The organism is Streptomyces sp. NPDC002520 (genome assembly GCF_053595235.1).
Genome location: NZ_JBSFXG010000023.1, coordinates 49,877 through 70,825 on the forward strand (window position 1 = coordinate 49,877; position 20,949 = coordinate 70,825).

Genomic DNA, 20,949 nt, shown 5'->3' on the forward strand with positions numbered 1-20,949 from the left:
GCACCCGATGCGCCATACCAGCGACTTTTCCGGCGAGTCGGCGTATGCCGTCGTGGTCGGGACGAGCCGTCACAAAAATGCCTCCGACCTGGAGGACCTGCCGAGCGTGGGTGACACGGCGCTGAACGTGGCCCGAGTCCTGCACGAGGTATGCGGCATGGACACCTCGCGTATCACCTTGCTGCTCGATCCGGAGGACGACGGAGTCGTCGTCGAAGCCGTGGAACACGCGGCGTCCACCGCGCGAGGGCTGCTGCTGTTCTACTTCATCGGACACGGCCTGCTCGGCCCGCAAGACGAGCTGTACCTGGCCACACATTCCAGCCCGTCCTACGAGCGGGTCGCCCACTCGGTGCCGTATCGGTCGATCCGGAACCTGCTCAGCACCTGTCCAGCTCGTGCCGTTGTCGTCCTGGACTGCTGCTTCTCCGGGCTCGCGGAAGCAGCCTTGCGCGGCCGCCGGAACGAAGCTCTTGCCAGTGCCCGCCCCCAGGGCAGCTATCTGCTCAGTTCTGCCTCCGACTACGCCCTGTCGTTCGCTCCCGCGAGCGAACGCTTCACAGTGTTCTCCGGGGCAGTGCTGGAACTGCTCGAACACGGGGATCCGGCAGCACCCGCCTGGATGACCCTGGACTACCTGTACGCGGCGCTGGACCGCAGGTTTCAGGATGCGGCCGTGCGCCCGCACCGACTGAGCGAGGATCGCGCCGGCGAACTCGTCATCGCCGCCAACCGTGCCTATCGCAGGCCACTGCGGACATCCAGCAACTCTCCTCACCCGACGGACGACCTTCCTTGCCCGTATCCAGGCATGGAGCCCTTCCAGGCCGAGGACAGCGACCGGTTCTTCGGCCGGGACGATCTGGTCGCCGATCTCCTCGACAAGGTCTGCGAGCCCCCCCGGTGCTTCGCCGCTGATTTTGCTGGGCCCCTCCGGAGTGGGCAAGTCGTCCGTGCTGCGCGCCGGCCTGCTGGCCGGTCTCGAACGCAAGTACGAGGCCGATCCGTCCACGCCCTGGCCCGCCGTACTGATCGCTTCTCCGGGCCAGGAGCCGATGCGCGCATTCGGGGAGCGATGGGGACAGGCCACGGGCCGGTCGTATGCCGAGGTCGAACCGGAGCTGGCGGCCGGACGGTTACCGAGTCCTGTCGCGGGACGTCCCCGGTGCCAGGTGCTGGTGGTCGACCAGTTCGAAGAGGTCTTCACACAATGCCAGGACGCATCCGAACGGGAGCGCTTCATCCGGCTTCTGTGCGCTGACCGCGGTGAGCACGGGCCCCGCGTTGTCCTCGGGCTGCGTGCCGACCACTACGGGAACTGTTTGTCTCACCCCGCGCTGGTCAAAGCGCTGCGCGACCGGTCGGTCATCGTGCCCCCGTTGGACGAGGACGGCGTGCGGGCCGCCATCGAGCAGCCTGCCCGTGTCGCAGGGCTGCGGCTCGAACACGGTCTGACCGATCTGTTGCTGCGGGACCTGAGGGAAGGCGGGCACCGCGATCTGGGCTCCGCACTTCCCTTTCTCGCCCACGTGTTGCGCGAGACATGGCTCCGGCGCAGCGCTGGGACACTGACGCTGGCCGGTTACGCGGATACGGGCGGGATCTGGGACTCGGTCACCGAGACCGCAGAGGGGATCTACCAGGAACTGGCCGAGCCGGGCCGCGAGGTCCTGCGTGATCTCCTGCTCAGTATGGTGCTCGTACGCGCCGGCAGTGGAGAGGCGGTACGCCGTCGGGCGGGCTTCGACGAGCTCACGCACGGTCGCTCCGTCCTGGAGAGCCAGTTGGTGCGTCTGGTGGGTGACCGGTTGGTGCACGTCCGTCTGATCACCCAGGATCGGACGGGCGCGCAGATCTCCCACGAAGCCCTGCTGCGGGCGTGGCCAAGACTGCGTCAGTGGATAGCCGAGGACCGAGCCGGGCTTGTGACCCGCCAGCAATTGGCGGATGCCGCGGACGAGTGGCAGCGCGCAGAGCGTCAACAGGCCTACTGCTATCGAGGCGTCCGACTGGCCAATGCGGAGGACTGGACACGCAAGGAGGGCAGGCGCAGGCCGCTGCGTCCGCTGGACGCCGAGTTCCTCGCGGCCAGCCGTGACGCGGAGGACGCCGAGCGAACCCGGGAACTCACTCGTACCCGCAGGCTGAAGCAGTCACTGGGTGCTGTTGTCATCGCTTTGGTCATGGCGCTGGTGGCGGGAGGGATCGCGCTGCAGCGCAACGCCGTCGCCCAGCACAACAGGGAGACGGCGCAGACACGACAGATGGAGGCGCAGACGCGGCAGCTGGAGGCGGCGGCACGCGCTGAGATCTCTTCGGACCCCCGGGCCGCGCTGTGGCTGGCAGTCGCCGCCTACCACCGTACGGGCGGAGACGGGACAAGCCGCGCGACACTGCTCGATGTGCTCATCGGAACGCAGTTCTCCGGCTCGGCACAGGCGGGGATGACCGGGGGAGCGCCGATTTCGTATAGCCCGGACGGGCGGACACTGGTGATGGGTACGGGAATCGGTACCGCGGAGATCTTCAGAGTGACCGGTTCCAGCCAGGTGCGGCGCGTCGCGGACGTGGCGCCGAGTCCGTACACGGAAGGCTTCGGACTCCCCTGGACCTGGGTCTCCGATCACTCCATGATGCTCATCGCGGGCAACGGCATCCTGGGCCGATTCTCCCTCACCGACCGGTCGGAACCCAAGCCGCGAGGTTATCAGCGCCTGGCGCGGGGCCTGGAAGCCGCGGGGTTCAGTACCGACGGCACACTGCTGGTGACAGCACCGGTCGGATTCGGGCCGGCCACTTTGTGGGCCACCGGTCACGGCTCCGGCCAGGCCCGCTCGGTGGCGTCCTTCCCGACCCGCCCGAGCAGCATCCAGACGATCGCCTTCTCAGCCAGACACCATCTGCTGGCCTTGGGATGGCAGGACGGCATAGTGGAGCTGTGGGACGTGGCCAACCCCTCCGCACCGCATAGGCTGGGACGGCTTCCCGGCACCGGCGACGCTCCGCAGACTGCCGCCTTCAGCGCGGACGGAACGAGGCTGGCGGTCGGCTCACAGGACGCGCAGACACGCCTGTGGGACCTCTCAGATCCCGCTCATCCCAGCCGAGTGGCCGTCCTCAGCGCACACGGCGGGCCGGTGACGTCGGTTGCCTTCGACACGGCCGGACGCTACCTGGTCACCGCGAGTACGGACCGCACCGCAATCCTGTGGGACGTCTCGGCCCGGCAGGAGCCGGCGAGAGCAGCCGTCTTCAGCGGCCAGCAGGCTCAAAGCGCCGCCTTTTCTCCCGACGGCAGCACCGTGGTCACCGCAGACCCGGCCGGCCAGCTCTACTTCTGGACGATCACGGACCGGCTCACCCCACAGAGGACCGGGCAGGTGGCACCCGGCACACCCGTAAAGTACGTCAGCCAGATCATGCCCGTACTCCCGCACGCATTGCACCCGCGCGGCAGACTGCTGGCCCTGGCCACCGGGGAAAAGCAGATGAACCTCATCTCGCTGAACGGCCCTCAGGCGAGCCACACCGTCGCGACGATTCGCGTCGGCGACTGGGACCGCCTCGAGGCTCAGGGTATTTTCTCGCCCGATGGCCATCTCTTGGCGATCACTGAACAGACCGGGACCACAACCGTCTGGAACGTATCCGACCCCGGCAACCCGAAGCAGTGGGCGCGGGTTCACATCGACACAGAGGAAGCCGCCGCGCCAGGCTTGGCGTTCTCGCCTGACGGTACGCTCATGGCCGCGAACGTCCTCCATCACCCCACCACCCTGTGGAACATCTCCCGTCGCGGTAACCCGGTGCGTATGACCCGGATCAAACAGGCAGAACTCCACGGCGGAGACCCGCTCTTCATTCCCGGAGGTAAACTGCTCGCCATCGGTACGGACTTGTACAGTGTGACGGATCCGCTTGCTCCCCGACGGTTGGCAACGCTTCCCGACCCGGATGGTGACTACTCGCGACTCATGGGGAACGCCGTCGCCGTCAGTCCAGACAGCCGACTGCTGCTGTTCGACTCGATAGGCCGCGGTATCCAATTGTTCGACATCTCGTCGCCGAGCAAGCCGCGCTATCTGAGCCGATTGCCTGACACCGAAGAGGACGGCCAATTCGCATTCAGTCCCGACAGCCGCATGATCGCAGGACCCGGCTCCAAGAACCAGGCAATGCTGTGGGATGTCGGCATACCGTCGAATCCGCACACGCTTGCCCACGTCGATCTCGGCGAAGGGCTGAGAGAAATCGCCTTCTCCGCCGACAGTTCCAACCTGATGACCTACGACACGCAAACCGTCACGAGATGGCGAATCGCCCCGCTCGGCGCAGCCGTTCGCGACCCGGATGGCCGTGCTTGCCATCTGGCCGGGACCAACCCCACCAAGGAGCAGTGGGCGGACGTTGCGCCCAGCATTCCTTTCAGCACAGTGTGCACAAACCTTCCCTCCAACCCGACGACGGCAACCGGGCTCCCGCGCGAGCTGTTCCCGTCGGCCATTCCCGCCGGCGATTGACTCCGACACAACCAGACCGCAGAGTCGGGACCCCCGGCGCCGAGGCTGGACCGGATTGTGGACGGACTGCTGTGCCGCTGGCTAAGAGACCATCTCCATTGGTGGACCGGGCCCATTGGTGTCGGTGAGCCAGGGCCTCGTCGTTCATGGGGGTAAGCGCGTTCAGGGGGCAGGAGTTTGTGTGAAGTCCTAGCAGGTCACAGTGAGCTGTTCCCAGTAACCGTCCGCCACCGTCTGTGAGCGCGAGGCGCGTCGCGCGGTCTGCGGCATCCCCAAGTCCTGGCAGACGTAAGGCCCCTGGTAGGAACGATCTTGCGACAGAAAGATCCGACCGAGGGGCCTCACGTGCCGACCAGTGTCACATACACCGCTGTGCTCGATGTGAAGCGGTCCACCGCCGAGCACCTGGCCGGCCTCCTGCGCGACCACCGGATCGTGGCCGGGACCCGCAAGGGGCGACGTGCGCTGAGCTGCTTCAAGCAGGCAGTGCTCGTGCTGCGCTGGTTCATCGACGGCACCCGACTGGCCCAACTCGCCCGTGACAACGGCCTGTCGGCCTCGACCTCCTACCGCTACCTCCATGAAGGACTGGCCGTCCTGGCCGCCGGAGCACCGGACCTGTCCAGCGCGCTGGAGCGTGCGAAGGCGGCCGGGCTGAGGCATCTGAACCTCGACGGAACGGTCATCCGCACCGACCGCGTCGCCGCCCCGGGCCCCAACGGCGCAGACCTCTGGTGGTCCGGAAAACACAAGCACCATGGCGGAAACGTACAGGTCATCGCCGCCCCGGACGGCTGGCCCATCTGGGTCTCGCCAGCACGGCCGGGCCGGGAGCACGACACCACCTGCGCCCGCCACCACGGGCTGGTCGAGGCACTCAACCGCATCGCGGCCGAGCTGGACATGCCGACCCTGGTCGACCTCGGCCACGAGAACGTCGGCGACGGCTTCCGCCACCCGCACAAGAAGCCCTCCGGAGGCGAGCCGACCGAGGAGCAACAGACGTACAACAAGGTCATCCGCGGCATCCACGGCGTCTGTGAGCGCGCCAACTCCCTGCTCAAGACGACTTTCAAGGCCCTGCGCAGGGTCAGCCTCGACCCCAGCCGCATCACGAAGATCGCCGCCGCAGCCCTCGTCCTGCTCCAACTCGAGTACGACCGCACCATCTGAACGATCACGCACCGTCGTGATCCATTACTGGGAAAGGCTCACTGACTGGCGAGTTTGCGCCGATCGTTGAGGAGTACCTGAATGCACCTGGGATCTGAGCGGAGTCAAGACAGTCAGCCGCAGCCGCAGAGGATCCACAGGGCAGTGGTCCGCCGGTACGGCCGCCGGACCACCGTCCGGACCAGGCAACACTGCCTCGACGAGTTCTGCTTGATCGCGGCCGAGTTGGCGGTGAAAGCGGACGAAGCCGAGACCGAAGCCGGAGTCGAGGATGTGGTAAAGGGCTCCGGCATCGATATCCGTGCCGGTGTAGTGCTTCACACCCTGCTCCTTCAGCCACAGCACCATTCCGCGTACCGACTCACCGGCCGCGTACCGCCGGTAGAGGGACGCCAGGATCGGTCCCGTCACCGGGTCGATCTTCAGGATCCCGTCCTTGCAGCGTGGGCATGTGAGGAGCGTCTTGCCGCGCTCCGGGGGAGGACAGACGTCACAGCGGAAGTATCCGAACCGGCCGCGGGAGCCGTGCGCCAGGCCGGCCCGGCGGCGCCGCTCGATGGTGTCCTTCCACGAGTCGGACTTCTGGTTGGACTCCAACTCGGCGATATTCAGCATCTGGGCGATCGCGAACTTGCCGATCGTCGTCTTGCCGTCGAAGTCCTCACGTGCGGCACGGACCTCGATGCCGTAGTTGGTGAGGATGTCGAGGTGCTGCAGGGACTCCCGCAGGTTGCGGCATGCCAGTGATGTTAGCTCCGAGCTATGAAGGAGGCTCCGAACATCGCCACGACGTGCTGGGCGCCCAGGCCCATCGTGCGCGGCCAGGAGAGTCGTTCGTCGGGGCGTACCACCGCTCCGGGTGCGGGCGTGCGCCCGCCACCGTGCAGATTCCAGCGCACGCCGAGGTCCATGGTGGGGTTTCGCTTTCTCTGTACGTGAAGACGGTCCGGACCATTGTCACGGTTACCTGGCGGCCCTACGCTCACACGGTCTCTCTCGTGAACAGCATTCACATATCTGACAACATCGAGCAGATCCGCACCGAGCAGATCCGCACCTCGTGGATCCGAGCCGGGTGGATCTGGATCGAGTGGATCCGATCGGAGTGCCCGATGAGTGGAAGATCCCGTGCGGCCGGACTGCTGGCCGCGGTGGTGACCCTCGCAGCCCTGCTCGTCCCCTCCGCGCACGCGGCGCCCGCGGCCCCGCGGACGGCCGTCCTGGACGGCGTCCGCCTCCAGCAGACCCGCGCCCGCCTCGATCACGGCGACGCTCGACTGCGGCGCGCCGTCCAGGGCTTGACCGCCCGCGCGGACGCCTGGCTGGACCAGGGGCCGTGGACGGTCGTCGACAAGCCGAAGCCCGCCCCCGGCGGCGACGTCCACGAGTACCTGAGCCAGGCCCCCTACTGGTGGCCCACCACAACCCCGACCGCCGACAATCCCTGGGGCTGCCCGTACGTTCAGCGCGACGGACAGCGCAATCCCGAGGTCGACAGCGGCACCGACCGGCAGGACGCCGAGAAGGTCTTCGACTCGGCGTACGACCTCTCGCTCGCCTGGTACTACACGGGCAGGCGGAGCTACGCCGAGAAGGCCGGGCAGATCCTGCGCACCTGGTTCCTGGACCCGGCCACCAGGATGAACCCCGACCTGGACCACGCCCAGTTCATCCCCTGCAAGTACGACGGCCGGGCCATCGGCATCATCGACTTCTCTCAGTCGTACACGAGCGTGCTCGACGCCCAGGCGATCCTCGCCACCGGCGCCCCCGGCTGGAGCGCGAAGGACCGGACCGCGATGGGCACGTGGAACGCCGACTTCCTCGGCTGGCTGAGGAACAGCGACTTCGGCAAGCAGGAGGGTGCCGCAGCGAACAACCACGGCACCTTCTACGACATGCAGTTCGCCGCCCTCGCCTACGCCACCGGCGACACCGCCCTGGCCCGGCGGACCGTGCTGGACGCGCGGGCGAAGCGGATCGCCCCGCAGATCGCGGCCGACGGCAGCCAGCCGCAGGAACTCGCGCGCACCCGCAGCTGGCACTACTCGACCTTCGACCTCGTCGCCTACACGCGCCTCGCGGCCATCGGCCGGCACGTGGGCGTGAACCTCTGGGACTACCGGGGGCCGGCCGGGCAGAGCCTGTTCAAGGCGGTCGACTATCTGCTGCCCGCCGCGACGGGCGCCGCCGCCTGGCCTCACCCCGAGCTGGAGTTCCACCGGTACGCCGCGAGCGACGTCGTCCACGCGGCCGCGGACGCGGGGGACCGGGCGGCGAAGGCGGCCGTGCCCAGGTTGGAGACGCCACCCGGCGGCGATCTCTGGGAGCTGCGGCCCGCCGCCGAGCAGCTGGACTCGATCGCGGGCTGAGCGGGCCTGACCTGGGGGCTTCCCGGCTGAGGCTCCTGAGCGGTCGCTTAGTATGGGGTGTTCCCATCTCTCCCGTCTCGCTCATCTCCCCCATCGCCCCGTACCCACCGCTCAGGAGCCCCTCCCGTGACCGCCGAAGCCCCGATCGCCCCCGCCGTGGCCTATGGCCGCCTGATCCCCGTCACCGTCCACTTCGACGACCTGGACGCGCTCGGTCTCCTCCACAACGCCCGTTATCCGCTGCTGGTCGAGCGCGCCTGGACCGAGCTGTGGAACGAGCACGGGGTCCGTTTCGACGGCGACTGGGTGGCCGCGGGCGACGCCTGCAACGCGGTCCGGGAGCTCACCATCGGCTACGAGGCGCCGGTCACCAGCCCCGGCACCTACGCCGTCCACCTCTGGCTGGAACGGCTCGGCACCACCGGCCTGACCTACGGCTTCCGGTTCTGCTCGGCCGACGGCGCCCGGACCTACGCGCGGGGCACCCGGGTGCTCGTCCGGCTGGACGCCACCACCCTGCGCCCCGCGCCCTGGACCGACGCCTTCAGGGCCGTGGGTCGGGAACTGCTGCGGCCTGCCGACTGACCTCGGTCCGGCCGCCGCGCTCGGCGGTGCGCAGTACGCCCGCGAACACGGCGAGACCGCACGCCAGCACGGTCACCACACAGAACGAGACCATCAGGTTGGTCGCCTGCGCCACGCCGCCGATCAGGCTGGGCGCGACCAGCCCCGAGGTGTAGGTGATGGTGGCCACGCCCGCGATCGCCTGACTGGGGTTGGGCCCCGCGTGGCCGGCCGCCGCGAAGCACAGTGGCACGACCACGGCGATACCGAGCCCCATCAGCGCGAAACCGGTCATCGCCACCGCCGGATGCCCGGCGAGGACGACCAGCACGCCGCCGACACCGGCCAGCACCCCGCCGGCCCGTACGGTGCGCACCGCGCCGAAGCGGTTCACCACCGCGTCCCCGGCGATCCGGGCCACCGCCATGGTCAGCATGAACCCGGTCGTCGAGGCCGCCGCCAGACCGGCCGAGGAGTCCAGCCGGTCCCGCAGGAACACCGCCGACCAGTCCAGGCTCGCCCCCTCCGCGAACACCGCGCAGAAGCCGACCGCGCCGATCAGCAGCGCCGAGCGGGGCGGCAGCGCGAACCGCGGCGGCGGCTCCTCGTCCTCGGCGGGCTGGACGTCGAGCACCCAGGCGCAGGCCACCAGACCGAGCACGGTGAGGACGGCGGCCGCGAACGCGAAGTGCACGCGCGCGTCCGCGCCGAGATGCGCGGCGAGCGTGCCGCCCGCCGAGCCGATGAGCGCGCCCGCGCTCCACATGCCGTGCAGCCCCGACATGATCGACCGGTCCAGCAGCCGTTCGACCTCGACACCGAGCGCGTTCATGGCCACGTCCGCCATGCCGGCGGCCGCGCCGTAGGTGAACATCGCCAGGCACAGCGTGTACAGGTTCGGCGCCAGCGACGGCAGGATCAGCGACAGCGTCCACAGCGCCATCAGCCCGCGCAGCGCCGTACGGCTGCCGAAGCGGTGACTGATCCGGCCCGCCAGCGGCATCGAGCACGAGGCGCCGAACGCCGTGAACGCCAGCGCGAAGCCGAGCTGTCCCGCGCTCAGCGAGGCGTGGTCCTGGACCCACGGCACCCGGGTCGCGAACGAGCCCGTCACCGCGCCGTGCACGGCGAACACGGCCGCCACGGCGTACCGGGCGCGCCTGACCTCCTCGCGCGTGCCGCCCACGTCACCCATGTTCCAGCCCCTCCCCGGGGAGTTCCCCCGCTGCGCCCGGCCGTACCGGCGTGTGCTCCGCTGTCCGGGCGTAAATTATCAGGGACCCTGCCTGATAGATAGGGAGTATTGCGACCGCCGGTTTCTGGGAGGATCCCCGTCATGCCCGCATCACCGAGCACCGCCCGGGCCATCAACGACCGGCTCGCCCTGCGGCTGCTTCAGCAGGAAGGCCCGTTGACGGCAGGACAGTTGAAGCAGCTGACCGGACTGTCCCGGCCGACGGTCGCCGACCTAGTGGAACGGCTCACCGTCTCCGGCCTGATCACGGTGGTCGGCGAGTCCGGCGAGCAGCGCCGGGGCCCCAACGCCCGGCTGTACGGCATCGTCGCCGACCGCGCCCTCCTCGCCGCGCTCGACGTGCGCACCGAGGGGGTCTTCGTGCTCGTCTCCGACCTGGTCGGACAGGTGCTCGCCGAGGCGTCCGTGCCGATCGGCGGGGACACCGGGACCGGGCCCGCCGTCGAGCTGGCGGTGGCGGCGGTGGAGCGGGCCGCGAAGGAGGCCGGCACCCTGGGGACGCCCGGACGCGAGAACGGCCGGGCGGACGGACGGCTGCACACCGTCGGCATCGGCGCTCCGGGCCTCGTCGACCCGGCCACCGGCGACCTCCGAGACTCCAGCGGCCTGCCCGCCTGGCACCGGAGCCTGGCCGCCGCCCTCCAGGAGCGGCTCCCGGAGGCGCGCGTCACCGTCGAGAACGAGACCAACCTGGCCGCCCTGGCCGAACAGCGCGACGGCGCCGCCCGCGACCGCGACACCTTTGTCCTCCTCTGGCTCGGCCACGGCGTCGGCGCCGCCGTCGTCCTCGACGGCACCCTGCGCCGGGGCGCCTCCGGAGGCACGGGCGAGATCGGCTTCCTCCCGGTACCGGGAACCACCTCCCTCCCCTCGGCGACGGACTGCGACGGCGGCTTCCACTCACTGGCGGGGGCGTCGGCGATCGGGGCGCTCGCCCGGGAGTGCGGGTTGGCGGCGCCGGGGGTGACGCGGGCGCCGAGCGCGACGGTGGGCGGGCCGGTCGCCGAGATGGCGGGGACGCGGGCCGCCGGGGCCGAACGGGCCGCGGTGAAGACGGCGACGAGGGGGCAGGCCGCCGCGAAGGACGGGACCGGCACCGCATCGGCTGAGCAGGCTCACGTGCCGACTGCGCCGACCGTCGCCCTGGACGGCCCCGGTGCGGCGGCGATCGTGGCCGAGGCGGTGGCGGAAGTGGAAGCGGCGCAGGCCGAGTTGGCGGGACCGGAGCCAGAGGGCTTGGAGCCGGGGCACCGGGAGTCGGCTGGGCTGGAGTCGGGGCGACGGGGCTCGGTGGGATCGGAGTTGAGGCGACAGGAGTCGGCTGGGCCGGAGTCGGGGCACCGGGAGCCGGAGGAGCCGGAGGGGCTGGAGCCGGGGCGACGGGGCTCGGTGGGATCGGAGTTGAGGCGACAGGAGTCGGCCGGGCCCGAGCCGGTGAAGCCGGCGTCGGCGGAGGGGGCGGCAGCCCCCGCGAGTCCCGCCGTCCGCTTCCTCCACACCCTCGCCGACCGGATCGCCATCGGCGCCGCATCCGTCGCCGCCATCCTCGACCCCGGGTGCGTCGTGCTGGGCGGTGAGGTCGGGCAGGCCGGGGGAGCGTTGCTCGCGGGGCTCGTGGAGGAGCGGCTGCGCAGGATGTCGCCGCTCGTCACCGAGGTACGAGCCAGCGCCCTCGGCGGCGCCGCCGTCCTGCGCGGCGCTTTGCTGACAGCCCGCGACCGGGCGCAGGACGAACTGTTCGCACCGGCGGATCGCTAGCGCCCCAACAGGCGACGTTCGCCCAGCCGCGACGCCCGGCACGCTCCCCATGTCCGGCACGCCCGGCTTCGCTCGCACGGTCGGCGCGCCCATCGCCGCACCGACCGAAAGCCCAAGTGCATCCAGTACGAGGGCTTCCGGCCGGCACTCCTCCAGCCTTCGGCCGGGGGACCCCCGGAGCGCGCACCGGACGCCGCTCCTCGACGGGCGGACGTTGCCTGCCGGGGCGCGCCCCGCACCACCCGCGACGTCCCTCCGGCGGCACCCCTCCGGCGACACGGGACCCTCCGGCGGCACCTTCTCGGCGGTCCGGCTGCCCCCGGCGGCTCGGCGCCTCCTTTCGCGGTCCCGGCGACAGCGTGGCGGCCGGGGCCGCCCGCTCCCGGCAGCGCAGGACAACATCCCGCCGGCCGTCGCGCCCTCCCGGTTGCCCAGTAGCCCCCTTCCTCGCCGCCCGGTCGCGCGCCCCCTCAGTGCGCGAACCTCCGCGCCAGATACTCCTCAAACGTCACCTTCCCCACCGCTTCCTCCGGGACCAGATGTCCGCCCGCGCGGAAGGCTCCGTAGGACTTGCCGAACAGGGGAACGTTCAGCACGGCCCGGCGCCGGCCGGCCGCCCGCAGATACGCACGGGCGAGGGAGTCCAGCTTTCGCACTTCCGGGCCGCCCATGTCGGGCACCCGGCCCGCCGGTGCGGCGAGGGCCAGCCGGCTGAGGCGGTCGGCGACTTCGGCGACCTCCACGGGCTGGTCCGAGACGCCGGCCGGGAGCGGCATGACGGGCGGCTTGGCCAGCCCCTGAAACACCGTCACCAGCAGGTCGTGGAACTGGGTCGCCCGCAGCACGGTCCAGCCCAGCCCCGACTCCTCGACCATCCGCTCCACCGCGAACTTGCTGCGGTAGTAGTCGAACGGCACCCGGTCGACGCCGACGATGGAGATGTACACCAGATGGCCCACCCCGGCCCGCCGCGCCGCGGCGATCAGGTTCTGCGCCGCCCGCTCGTCGCCGCCCCGCGGCGTGCTCGCGCAGTGCACCACCGTCTGCACTCCCGTGAGGGCCGCGTCCAGGCCCGGCCCGCCCTCGCGGAGGTCGACGGCGTACGGCTGCGTGCGCCGGCTGAGCACCCGTACCTCGTGGCCGTCCGCCCGCAGCCGCTCCGTGACGAGCCGCCCGAGCGTTCCGGTCCCGCCGGTCACCAGGATCGTGGTCATGCTGTTTCCGTCCCTCCGGACACCCGGCGCCCCTTGGCCGGAGCGCCCTTCACGGATGAGACGGCGCGGCCCCCGGAAAACGTGACACGCCATGCCGACAGGCATGCGCGCGGGTGTGACGGAGCCGAGGTGACCCGGCGGCGGGCAAGGGCCGTCGTCACCGCCGCCGGGCCCGCTCGCACCCTAAAAGGACTAGACCAGTACGGTCAATGGGCCTGGGGCAACGTCAATCCACGTTCCGCACCTGGGAGTTGAGTGATCCGGGCACACCGCGCAAGTCCACATGAGCGCATTGTGAGGCAACCCACACCGATCGCCTGTCTGGACGCGGGGTGGTCGTGGCACACTGGGCCTGTACCAGAAGCAGCGCACTCCGGGGTCGGTGAAAGTCCGAACCGGCGGTTACAGTCCGCGACCCGGTCGCTTCCAGCGGCCGGTTGACCAGGTGAAATTCCTGGACCGACGGTTAAAGTCCGGATGGGAGGCAGTGCGCGGCGGGCGGGCATGTTCCTTGTGCGCGCCGCCGTATCTGGGCTCGTCCGTCCGGGCGAGTCCTTTTCGGCGTCGCACCTGGTGTGTCCACCCGTACATTCTGTCGTCATCGACAGGCCCCGGAGTCCGTGCCCGACATGTGGCAGGAGGACCCGGGAAGTGTTCACCGGAATCGTCGAAGAGCTGGGTGAAGTCACCGCCGTCGAGAACCTCGGCGACGCCTCCCGCTTCCGACTGCGCGGCCCCGTCGTGACCGAAGGTGCCCGGCACGGCGACTCGATCGCCGTGAACGGAGTCTGTCTCACCGTCGTGGACCACGAGGGCGACGAGTTCACCGCCGACGTCATGGCCGAGACCCTCAAGCGCTCCAGCCTGGGCGCGCTCTCCGTCGGCTCCCGGGTCAACCTCGAACGCCCCACCGCCGTGGGCGCGCGGCTCGGCGGGCACATCGTGCAGGGCCATGTCGACGGCACCGGACAGGTCCTGGCGCGCACGCCGTCCGAGAACTGGGAGATCGTCAAGGTCTCGCTGCCCGCGGAACTTTCCCGCTACGTCGTGGAGAAGGGCTCCGTCACCATCGACGGCATCAGCCTCACCGTCGTCGAGGCGGGCCCCGACTACTTCACCGTCAGCCTCATCCCGACCACCCTCGCCCTGACCACGCTGGGCCACAAGCAGCCCGGCGACCCGGTCAACCTCGAGGTCGACGTCATCGCCAAGTACGTGGAGCGGATGCTCGCGGCCGGGCAGGAGGGCGACCGGTGAATTCGCTCAACTCCGAGGCGTTCACGCTGTTCGGCCAGCACATCCTCTGGTCGGACATGATCGGCAACATATTCGGCCTCGCCGCGCTCGCCCTCGGCTGGCGACGCTCCCTGTGGACCTGGCCGGTCCAGTTCGTCTCCGGCCTCATCCTCTTCGCGGCTTTCTTCGGCCACCTGACCGGCAGCGCCGGCAAGCAGGTCGTCGTCATGGCCGTCGCGGTCTACGGCTTCTGGCAGTGGTACCGCGACCGCGGTCAGGGCGCCGACGGCCACATCGCCCCGCGGTTCGCCACCTGGCGCGAGCGCGCGGCGATGCTCGCCGCCGTGGCCGCCGGCACCGTCGCGGTGGCCCTGCTGTTCACCGCCTACCCGGAACTGTCCTGGGACCCGTGGCCCGACGCCTACATCTTCGTCGGCACCATCGTCGCCATGTACGCCCAGGCCAAGGGCATGGTCGAGTTCTGGTTCGCCTGGCTGCTCGTCGACCTCGTCGGCGTCCCCCTCAACTTCGCCAACGGCTACGCCTTCTCCGGCTTCGTCTACGTCATCTACGGCGCACTCGTCCTGTGGGGCATGCGCGACTGGTGGCTGCGCTCCCGCAACAACGCGCGGCCCGTCCTGGAAGGAGCGCCGGCATGACCACGGCACCCATGCTGTACGACAACCACACCGACCATGGCCTCGACGACCTCCGCCTCGACCCCGTCGAGCAGGCCATCGCCGACATCGCGGCCGGCCGCCCCATCGTGGTCGTGGACGACGAGGACCGGGAGAACGAGGGCGACCTCGTCATCGCCGCCGAGAAGGCGACCCCCGAGATCGTCGCCTTCATGATGAGCGAGTGCCGGGGCCTGATCTGCGCCCCCATGGAGGGCGGGGAACTCGACCGGCTCCGGCTGCCGCAGATGGTCGAGGACAACACCGAGTCGATGAAGACCGCGTTCACCATCTCGGTGGACGCCTCGGCCGCCCACGGCGTGACCACCGGGATCTCCGCCTCCGACCGCGCCACCACGCTCCAACTGCTGGCGAGCGGCACCGCCGAGCCCACCGACCTCGTCCGCCCCGGCCACGTCTTCCCGCTGCGCGCCCGCGAAGGCGGCGTCCTGGTCCGCAACGGCCACACCGAGGCCGCCGTCGACCTCGCCCGGCTCGCCGGGCTGCGCCCGGCCGGTGCCATCGTGGAGATCGCCGGCGAGGACGGCCGCATGCTGCGCCTGCCCGAACTCGTCCCGTTCGCCCGCAAGCACGGCCTGACGATCATCTCCATCGAGGACCTGATCGCCTACCGCCGCGGCACCGAGCCCACCGTCCGCCGCGAGGCCGAGACCGTCCTGCCCACCGCGCACGGCACCTTCACCGCCTACGGCTACCGGTCCACCACCGACGGCGTCGAGCACGTCGCCCTCGTCCACGGCGAGATCGGCGACGGCCAGGACGTCCTGGTCCGCGTCCACTCCGAATGCCTCACCGGCGACGTCTTCGGCTCCCTGCGCTGCGACTGCGGCCCCCAGCTCGACGCCGCACTCGCCCGCATCCAGGCCGAGGGCCGGGGCGTCGTCGTCTACCTGCGCGGCCACGAGGGACGCGGCATCGGCCTGCTGTCCAAGCTGCGCGCCTACCAACTCCAGGAACAGGGCGTCGACACCCTCGACGCCAACCTCGAACTCGGCCTGCCCGCCGACGCCCGCGACTACGGCGCCGGCGCCCAGATCCTCGCGGACCTCGGCGTGCGCGGCGTCCGCCTGATGACCAACAATCCCGACAAGACCGACGCGCTGCTGCGCCACGGCCTGACGGTCGCCGGCCGCGTGCCGATGCCCGTCCAGGCGGGAGAGCACAATCTCCGGTACCTGCGGACCAAGCGGGACCGGATGGGCCACGACCTGCCCTGGCTGGACACTCCAGCCGCGGCAGCCTCCGCGACGGCTTCCGCGGCCGTGTCCGCGGCCACCTGTGGCAACCAGTAAGCAAAGCACTTAGGCACTTAGGCACTGAGGAGAGACGTGAGCGGCAAGGGTGCACCGGAACTGTCCGTACGGGGCGCGAGCGACCTGAGGGTCGCCGTCATCGCGGCGCAGTGGCACGAGAAGGTGATGGACGGTCTGGTGAACGGCGCCCTGCGCGCCCTGCGTGAACTGGGGATCGACGAGCCGACCCTGATCCGGGTCCCCGGCACCTTCGAGCTGCCGGTCGCCGCCAAGGCGCTGGCAAGCCGCGGCTACGACGCGGTCGTCGCCCTCGGGGTCGTCATCCGCGGCGGCACCCCCCACTTCGACTACGTGTGCCAGGGCGTCACCCAGGGCCTCACCCAGGTCGCCGTGGAGACCGGCGTGCCCGTCGGCTTCGGCGTGCTCACCTGCGACACCGAGGAGCAGGCCCTGGACCGGGCCGGCATCGAGGGCTCCAACGAGGACAAGGGCCACGAGGCGGTCACCGCGGCCGTCGCGACGGCCGCGACGCTCCGCTCGGTATCCGAACCCTGGCACTGAGGCACCACCCGGACCGCGTAGGGTGGGGACCACCATGTCCAAGAAGACGTTCGAGCAGCTCTTCACCGAGCTGCAGCACAAGGCCGCCCATGGCGATCCCGCCACCTCCCGCACCGCCGAGCTGGTGGGCAAGGGCGTCCATGCCATCGGCAAGAAGGTCGTCGAGGAGGCCGCCGAGGTCTGGATGGCCGCCGAGTACGAGGGCAAGGAAGCGGCCGCCGAGGAGATCTCGCAGCTGCTCTACCACGTCCAGGTGATGATGGTCGCCCGCGGCATCTCCCTGGACGACGTCTACGCCCACCTGTAAGACGTCCACGCCCACCTGTAAGCCGCACGCCGCAACAGCCCCGAGAAAACCCCCTTCACGCAAAGGAAGCCGACCTCATGCTGCGCATCGCCGTCCCCAACAAGGGTTCACTGTCCGGCCCTGCGGCGGAGATGCTGCATGAGGCCGGCTACCAGCAGCGCCGGGAGGCCAAGGAGCTGCGGATCGTGGACCCGGAGAACGAGGTCGAGTTCTTCTACCTCCGCCCGCGCGACATCGCGATCTACGTCTCCACCGGCCGCCTCGACATCGGCATCACCGGCCGCGACCTGCTCGTCGACTCCGCCGCCGACGCCGAGGAGATCCTCCCGCTCGGCTTCGCCCGTTCCACCTTCCGCTTCGCCGCCAAGCCCGGCACCGCGAACGGCATCGAGGACCTGAAGGGCAAGACGGTCGCCACCTCCTACGAGGGGATCGTCGCCCAGCACCTCACCGACAGCGGCATCGACGCCTCCGTCGTCCACCTCGACGGCGCCGTCGAGACCGCCATCGAGCTCGGCGTCGCCGAGGTCATCGCCGACGTCGTCGAGACTGGCACCTCGCTGCGCAACGCGGGCCTGGAGGTCTTCGGCGAGCCCATCATGAAGTCGGAGGCGGTCGTCGTCCGCCGCACCGGCGCCGACGGCGACGAGCCCAAGGTCCAGCAGTTCCTGCGCCGCCTCCAGGGCGTCCTGGTCGCGCGGACGTACGTGATGATGGACTACGACTGCCGCGTCGAGCAGCTGGAGAAGGCCGTGGCCCTCACCCCCGGCCTGGAGTCCCCGACGGTCTCCCCGCTGCACAACGAGGGCTGGGTCGCCGTCCGCGCCATGGTCCCCGCCAAGGAGGCCCAGCGGATCATGGACGACCTGTACGAGATCGGCGCCCGCGCCATCCTCACCACGGCCATCCACGCCTGCCGCCTCTGAGGTCCACAGCCAGATGTCCGAACTTCCCGACCGTCCCGCCCTCCCCGTCACCTTCCGGCCGGGCCACACCCGAGTGATCCTGCTCACGGCCGGCGCGGCGATCTTCCTGGTCCTCTCAGGGATCGCCGTGCTGCTGGACCTCGGCCCGGGGGAGGGGTTCGGCTTCTTCCTCACCGGGGCGCTGATCTTCTGGGGACTGGCCCAGATCTCCCGGGTGAAGGTCGTCGCCGACGAGTCCGGCGTCACCGTGGTCAACATCCTCAGCAAGCGGCGCCTGGCCTGGGAGGAGATCCTCCGGGTGAACCTCCGTCCGGGCGACCCCTGGGTGTTCCTCGACCTCAGCGACGGCACCAGCCTGCCCGCGCTCGGCATCCAGCCGGGCCTGGCCAAGCAGCGCGCCATCGCCGACGCGCACGCCCTGCGGACCCTCGCCGAAGCCCACCCGGCGGCCCGGCAGGGACAAGATCAGGGATGACTCGGGGCCACTTGCCCTGCCCGCGATGCCCGCGTCTTGATTAATCTGGTTGCGGAGGCCGTTTCGCCGCGCCTCCGCCCCTGCACGCCACACGGTGTCCAGGGGTTCCTGCTACCCGAGGAGTGACTCCCTCCAGCGATGGACGGATCGTCCTGCAGTACCTGCGCCGCCCCTACCCGACATAACGACGGGGAGGTGGTGGCATCGTGACCATCCCCCTGCTGCTCCTCGGAGCGGCTTTCGTGTTGATCCTCGCGAACGGCTTCTTCGTCGCGGCCGAGTTCGGCCTGGTCACGGTCGAACGACCGGACGCCGAGAAGGCCGCCGCCGAGGGCGACAAACGCGCCGGCACCGTCGTCGAGTCGCTGAAGGAACTCTCCTTCCAGCTCTCCGGCACCCAGCTCGGCATCACCATCACCTCCCTCGTCGTCGGCATGCTCGCCGAACCGGCGCTGGCCGGGCTGCTGGGCGGCCCCTTCGCCGCGATCGGCGTCCCCGAGGGCGCCGTCTCCGGCGTCGCCGTGGTCGTCGGCATGCTGCTCGCCTCGGCGGTGCAGATGGTGGTGGGCGAGCTCGTACCCAAGAACTGGGCGGTGTCCAAGCCGCTGCAGGTCGCCCGCTTCGTCGCCGGCCCGCAGCGCCGCTTCTCCCGCCTGTTCCGCCCGGTGATCGCCGCACTCAACACGGTCGCCAACCGGCTGGTGCGCGCGCTCGGCGTGGAACCCGCCGAGGAACTGGCCTCCGCCCGCACCCCGGGAGAACTGGTCTCCCTGGCCCGGCACTCCGCGCAGGCCGGCGCCCTGGAGCAGGACACGGCCGACCTCTTCGTGCGCACCCTGTCCCTCGGCGACCTGACCGCCCAGCATGTGATGACCCCGCGCGTGAAGGTCAGCGCGCTCCAGGACTCGGCCACCGCCGAGGACGTGGTCAACCTCACACGCGCCACCGGTCTGTCCCGCTTCCCCGTCTACCGGGAGAAGATCGACGAGGTGGTCGGCATGGTCCACCTCAAGGACGCCCTGGCCGTCCCGGCGAACGATCGGCTCCGTACCCCGGTCAGCCGTATCGCCCGCAAGGCCCTGCTCGTCCCCGAGACCCTGCCGGTCCAGCCCCTGCTCGCGCGCCTGCGCAGCGAGCAGCCCATCGCGGTCGTCGTCGACGAGTACGGCGGCACGGCGGGCGTGGTCACGCTGGAGGACATCGTGGAGGAACTCGTCGGCGAGGTCCGCGACGAGCACGACCGCCAGGACATGCCCGAACTCGCCGCCGCACCGCCGGAGGACGGCAGGCCCGCCTGGGACGCGGACGGCAGCTGCCGTGTCGACATCCTGCAGCGGATAGGCCTCGACGTGCCCGAGGGGCCCTACGAGACCGTCGCCGGCCTGGTCGCCGACCTGCTCGGCCGCATCCCGGTCCCCGGTGACCGGGCCGAACTGCCCGGCTGGCGGCTCTCCGTCCGCCAGGTCGGCCACTACCGGGCCGAACGGGTCCGCCTGGTCCGCACGGCCCCGGCCGTGAACGTGGCGGAGGCCGCACGATGAGCGTCCTCCAACTGTTCTTCGCCGCGCTGCTCGTGCTCGCCAACGGTTTCTTCGTCGGCGCCGAGTTCGCGCTCGTCTCCGTCCGCCGCAGCCAGATCGAACCGCTCGGCACCGCACGCGCCCGCCAGGTGCTCTACGGCCTGGAGCGGCTGCCGCAGATGATGGCGGCGGCGCAGTTCGGCATCACCGTCTGCTCCCTGACCCTGGGAGCGGTGGCCGAGCCGACGGTGGCCCATCTGCTGGAGCCGGCCTTCGAGGCCGTCCACCTCCCCGACGGCGTGATCCACCCGCTGGGCTACGTGATAGCGCTCGCCGCGGTCGTCTTCTTCCACCTGGTCGTCGGCGAGATGGTCCCGAAGAACCTCGCGATGGCGGCGCCCGAGAAGGCGGCGCTGTGGCTCAGCCCCGGCCTGGTCTACTTCGCCCGCATCTGCAGGCCGATCACGGTGGCCCTCGGCGCCTGCGCCCGGGGCATCCTGCGGCTCTTCCGTGTCGAGCCCAAGGACGAGGTCGAGGCCGTCGTCACCAGCGAGCAGCTCACCGTCCTGCTGGAGGACTCCGGCCAGGCGGGTCTGCTCGACCCCGAGGAGCAGGAGCGCCTCGAGGACGCTCTGGAACTGGGCTCTCGCCCGGTCACCGACGTCCTCCTCCCGCGCGAGTCCCTGGTCACGGTGCCCCCGTCGGTCACGCCGGGGGAGATCGTCCAGCTGACGGCCCGCACGGGGTACTCCCGTTTCCCGGTGGCCGCCGACAAGGGCGCCTTCATGGGCTACGTCCACGTCAAGGACGTCCTCGACCTCGAGGACTCCGACCGCGCCGTACCCCAGCAGATCTGGCACCCGATGGCCACCCTCCGCTCGGAACTCCCGCTGGACGACGCCCTCACCGTCATGCGTCGGGCGGCCACCCACCTGGCCCAGGTGGCGGACACCTCCGGCAGGGTCCTCGGCCTGGTCGCCATGGAGGACGTCCTGGAACTCCTGGTCGGCGAGGTCCGCGACCCGGCCCACCGGCAGACCGCCGACGTGAAGCTGACCGAGCCGCGCTCGAGCGGGGAACCGGAGCAGGCGCTGGCGAGCTGAGCGAGCCCGCCGGC

The 20,949-nt window shown here is 70.5% G+C and carries 16 protein-coding genes, 4 pseudogenes and 1 riboswitch; of the genes and pseudogenes, 16 read left to right on the forward strand and 4 right to left on the reverse strand.

Going from position 1 to position 20,949, the window contains the following annotated elements; translation table 11 throughout:
- Window positions 1-7 precede the first annotated feature (7 nt).
- The 3 genes and pseudogenes from ACWD5D_RS28050 to ACWD5D_RS28060 all read left to right on the forward strand — a co-directional run.
- Window positions 8-886: pseudogene (locus ACWD5D_RS28050) on the forward strand (caspase, EACC1-associated type); the annotation flags it as partial.
- A 67-nt stretch (window positions 887-953) separates the two neighbouring features.
- Window positions 954-4,520: an nSTAND1 domain-containing NTPase gene (locus ACWD5D_RS28055; protein WP_451375535.1), complete on the forward strand. Its 3,567-nt coding sequence runs from the start codon at window positions 954-956 to the stop codon at window positions 4,518-4,520.
- 345 nt (window positions 4,521-4,865) lie between these two features.
- On the forward strand, window positions 4,866-5,693 hold the full coding sequence (locus ACWD5D_RS28060; protein WP_451375536.1) for an HARBI1 family protein: 828 nt from the start codon (window positions 4,866-4,868) through the stop codon (window positions 5,691-5,693).
- 24 nt (window positions 5,694-5,717) lie between these two features.
- Here the strand turns inward: ACWD5D_RS28060 and ACWD5D_RS28065 are convergent, their stop codons facing one another.
- Complete coding sequence (locus tag ACWD5D_RS28065) at window positions 5,718-6,518, reverse strand: recombinase family protein (protein ID WP_451375606.1); 801 nt, start codon at window positions 6,516-6,518, stop codon at window positions 5,718-5,720.
- Window positions 6,452-6,604, reverse strand: a pseudogene (locus tag ACWD5D_RS28070) (nitrate reductase); the annotation flags it as partial. The gene ACWD5D_RS28065 and the pseudogene ACWD5D_RS28070, both read right to left, overlap by 67 nt.
- Before the next feature lie 201 nt (window positions 6,605-6,805).
- On the opposite strand from ACWD5D_RS28070, the gene ACWD5D_RS28075 reads away from it, so the two are divergent.
- Both ACWD5D_RS28075 and ACWD5D_RS28080 read left to right on the forward strand, forming a co-directional pair.
- Window positions 6,806-8,065, forward strand: a complete 1,260-nt coding sequence (locus tag ACWD5D_RS28075; RefSeq protein WP_451375607.1) for an alginate lyase family protein — start codon at window positions 6,806-6,808, stop codon at window positions 8,063-8,065.
- A 126-nt stretch (window positions 8,066-8,191) separates the two neighbouring features.
- On the forward strand, window positions 8,192-8,650 hold the full coding sequence (locus tag ACWD5D_RS28080) for an acyl-CoA thioesterase (protein ID WP_451375537.1): 459 nt from the start codon (window positions 8,192-8,194) through the stop codon (window positions 8,648-8,650).
- Here the strand turns inward: ACWD5D_RS28080 and ACWD5D_RS28085 are convergent.
- Window positions 8,610-9,824 (reverse strand): MFS transporter, encoded by a 1,215-nt coding sequence (locus tag ACWD5D_RS28085; protein ID WP_451375538.1) that lies wholly within the window; start codon window positions 9,822-9,824, stop codon window positions 8,610-8,612. The two genes, ACWD5D_RS28080 and ACWD5D_RS28085, sit on opposite strands and share 41 nt — an antisense overlap.
- Before the next feature lie 141 nt (window positions 9,825-9,965).
- Between ACWD5D_RS28085 and ACWD5D_RS28090 the strand changes: the two are divergent.
- Together ACWD5D_RS28090 and ACWD5D_RS28095 are read left to right on the forward strand one after the other, a co-directional pair.
- A pseudogene (locus tag ACWD5D_RS28090) lies at window positions 9,966-11,042 on the forward strand (ROK family transcriptional regulator); the annotation flags it as partial.
- A gap of 366 nt (window positions 11,043-11,408) precedes the next feature.
- Window positions 11,409-11,642: pseudogene (locus ACWD5D_RS28095) on the forward strand (ROK family transcriptional regulator); the annotation flags it as partial.
- 470 nt (window positions 11,643-12,112) lie between these two features.
- Here the strand turns inward: ACWD5D_RS28095 and ACWD5D_RS28100 are convergent.
- Window positions 12,113-12,856 carry an SDR family oxidoreductase gene (locus tag ACWD5D_RS28100; protein ID WP_451375539.1) on the reverse strand — a complete coding sequence of 248 codons (744 nt, stop codon included), beginning with the start codon at window positions 12,854-12,856 and terminating at the stop codon, window positions 12,113-12,115.
- Window positions 12,857-13,220: 364 nt separating this feature from the next.
- Window positions 13,221-13,351, forward strand: a riboswitch (FMN riboswitch).
- Window positions 13,352-13,507: 156 nt separating this feature from the next.
- Here ACWD5D_RS28100 and ACWD5D_RS28105 point away from each other — a divergent pair.
- The 9 genes from ACWD5D_RS28105 (at window position 13,508) to ACWD5D_RS28145 (ending at window position 20,935) form a co-directional block, all read left to right on the forward strand.
- Complete coding sequence (locus ACWD5D_RS28105; RefSeq protein ID WP_451375540.1) at window positions 13,508-14,113, forward strand: riboflavin synthase; 606 nt, start codon at window positions 13,508-13,510, stop codon at window positions 14,111-14,113.
- The gene (locus ACWD5D_RS28110; RefSeq protein ID WP_451375541.1) at window positions 14,110-14,751 is read left to right on the forward strand and encodes a nicotinamide mononucleotide transporter family protein; all 642 of its coding nucleotides are present in this window, start codon (window positions 14,110-14,112) and stop codon (window positions 14,749-14,751) included. Before ACWD5D_RS28105 ends, ACWD5D_RS28110 begins: the two co-directional genes overlap by 4 nt.
- Entirely contained in the window at window positions 14,748-16,082 is a 1,335-nt protein-coding gene (locus ACWD5D_RS28115; protein WP_451375542.1) for a bifunctional 3,4-dihydroxy-2-butanone-4-phosphate synthase/GTP cyclohydrolase II, read from the forward strand. Before ACWD5D_RS28110 ends, ACWD5D_RS28115 begins: the two co-directional genes overlap by 4 nt.
- Window positions 16,083-16,118: 36 nt before the next feature.
- Window positions 16,119-16,604 (forward strand): 6,7-dimethyl-8-ribityllumazine synthase, encoded by a 486-nt coding sequence (gene ribH / locus ACWD5D_RS28120; RefSeq protein ID WP_451375543.1) that lies wholly within the window; start codon window positions 16,119-16,121, stop codon window positions 16,602-16,604.
- Between the two features lie 34 nt (window positions 16,605-16,638).
- Complete coding sequence (locus ACWD5D_RS28125) at window positions 16,639-16,911, forward strand: phosphoribosyl-ATP diphosphatase (protein WP_059248197.1); 273 nt, start codon at window positions 16,639-16,641, stop codon at window positions 16,909-16,911.
- Between the two features lie 77 nt (window positions 16,912-16,988).
- Window positions 16,989-17,837 carry an ATP phosphoribosyltransferase gene (hisG, locus tag ACWD5D_RS28130; RefSeq protein WP_451375544.1) on the forward strand — a complete coding sequence of 283 codons (849 nt, stop codon included), beginning with the start codon at window positions 16,989-16,991 and terminating at the stop codon, window positions 17,835-17,837.
- A gap of 13 nt (window positions 17,838-17,850) precedes the next feature.
- Complete coding sequence (locus ACWD5D_RS28135) at window positions 17,851-18,312, forward strand: PH domain-containing protein (protein WP_451375545.1); 462 nt, start codon at window positions 17,851-17,853, stop codon at window positions 18,310-18,312.
- Between the two features lie 206 nt (window positions 18,313-18,518).
- Window positions 18,519-19,853, forward strand: coding sequence for a hemolysin family protein (locus ACWD5D_RS28140; RefSeq protein ID WP_451375546.1), 1,335 nt, complete (start codon window positions 18,519-18,521; stop codon window positions 19,851-19,853).
- Window positions 19,850-20,935, forward strand: a complete 1,086-nt coding sequence (locus ACWD5D_RS28145) for a hemolysin family protein (protein WP_451375547.1) — start codon at window positions 19,850-19,852, stop codon at window positions 20,933-20,935. Before ACWD5D_RS28140 ends, ACWD5D_RS28145 begins: the two co-directional genes overlap by 4 nt.
- Window positions 20,936-20,949 lie beyond the last annotated feature (14 nt).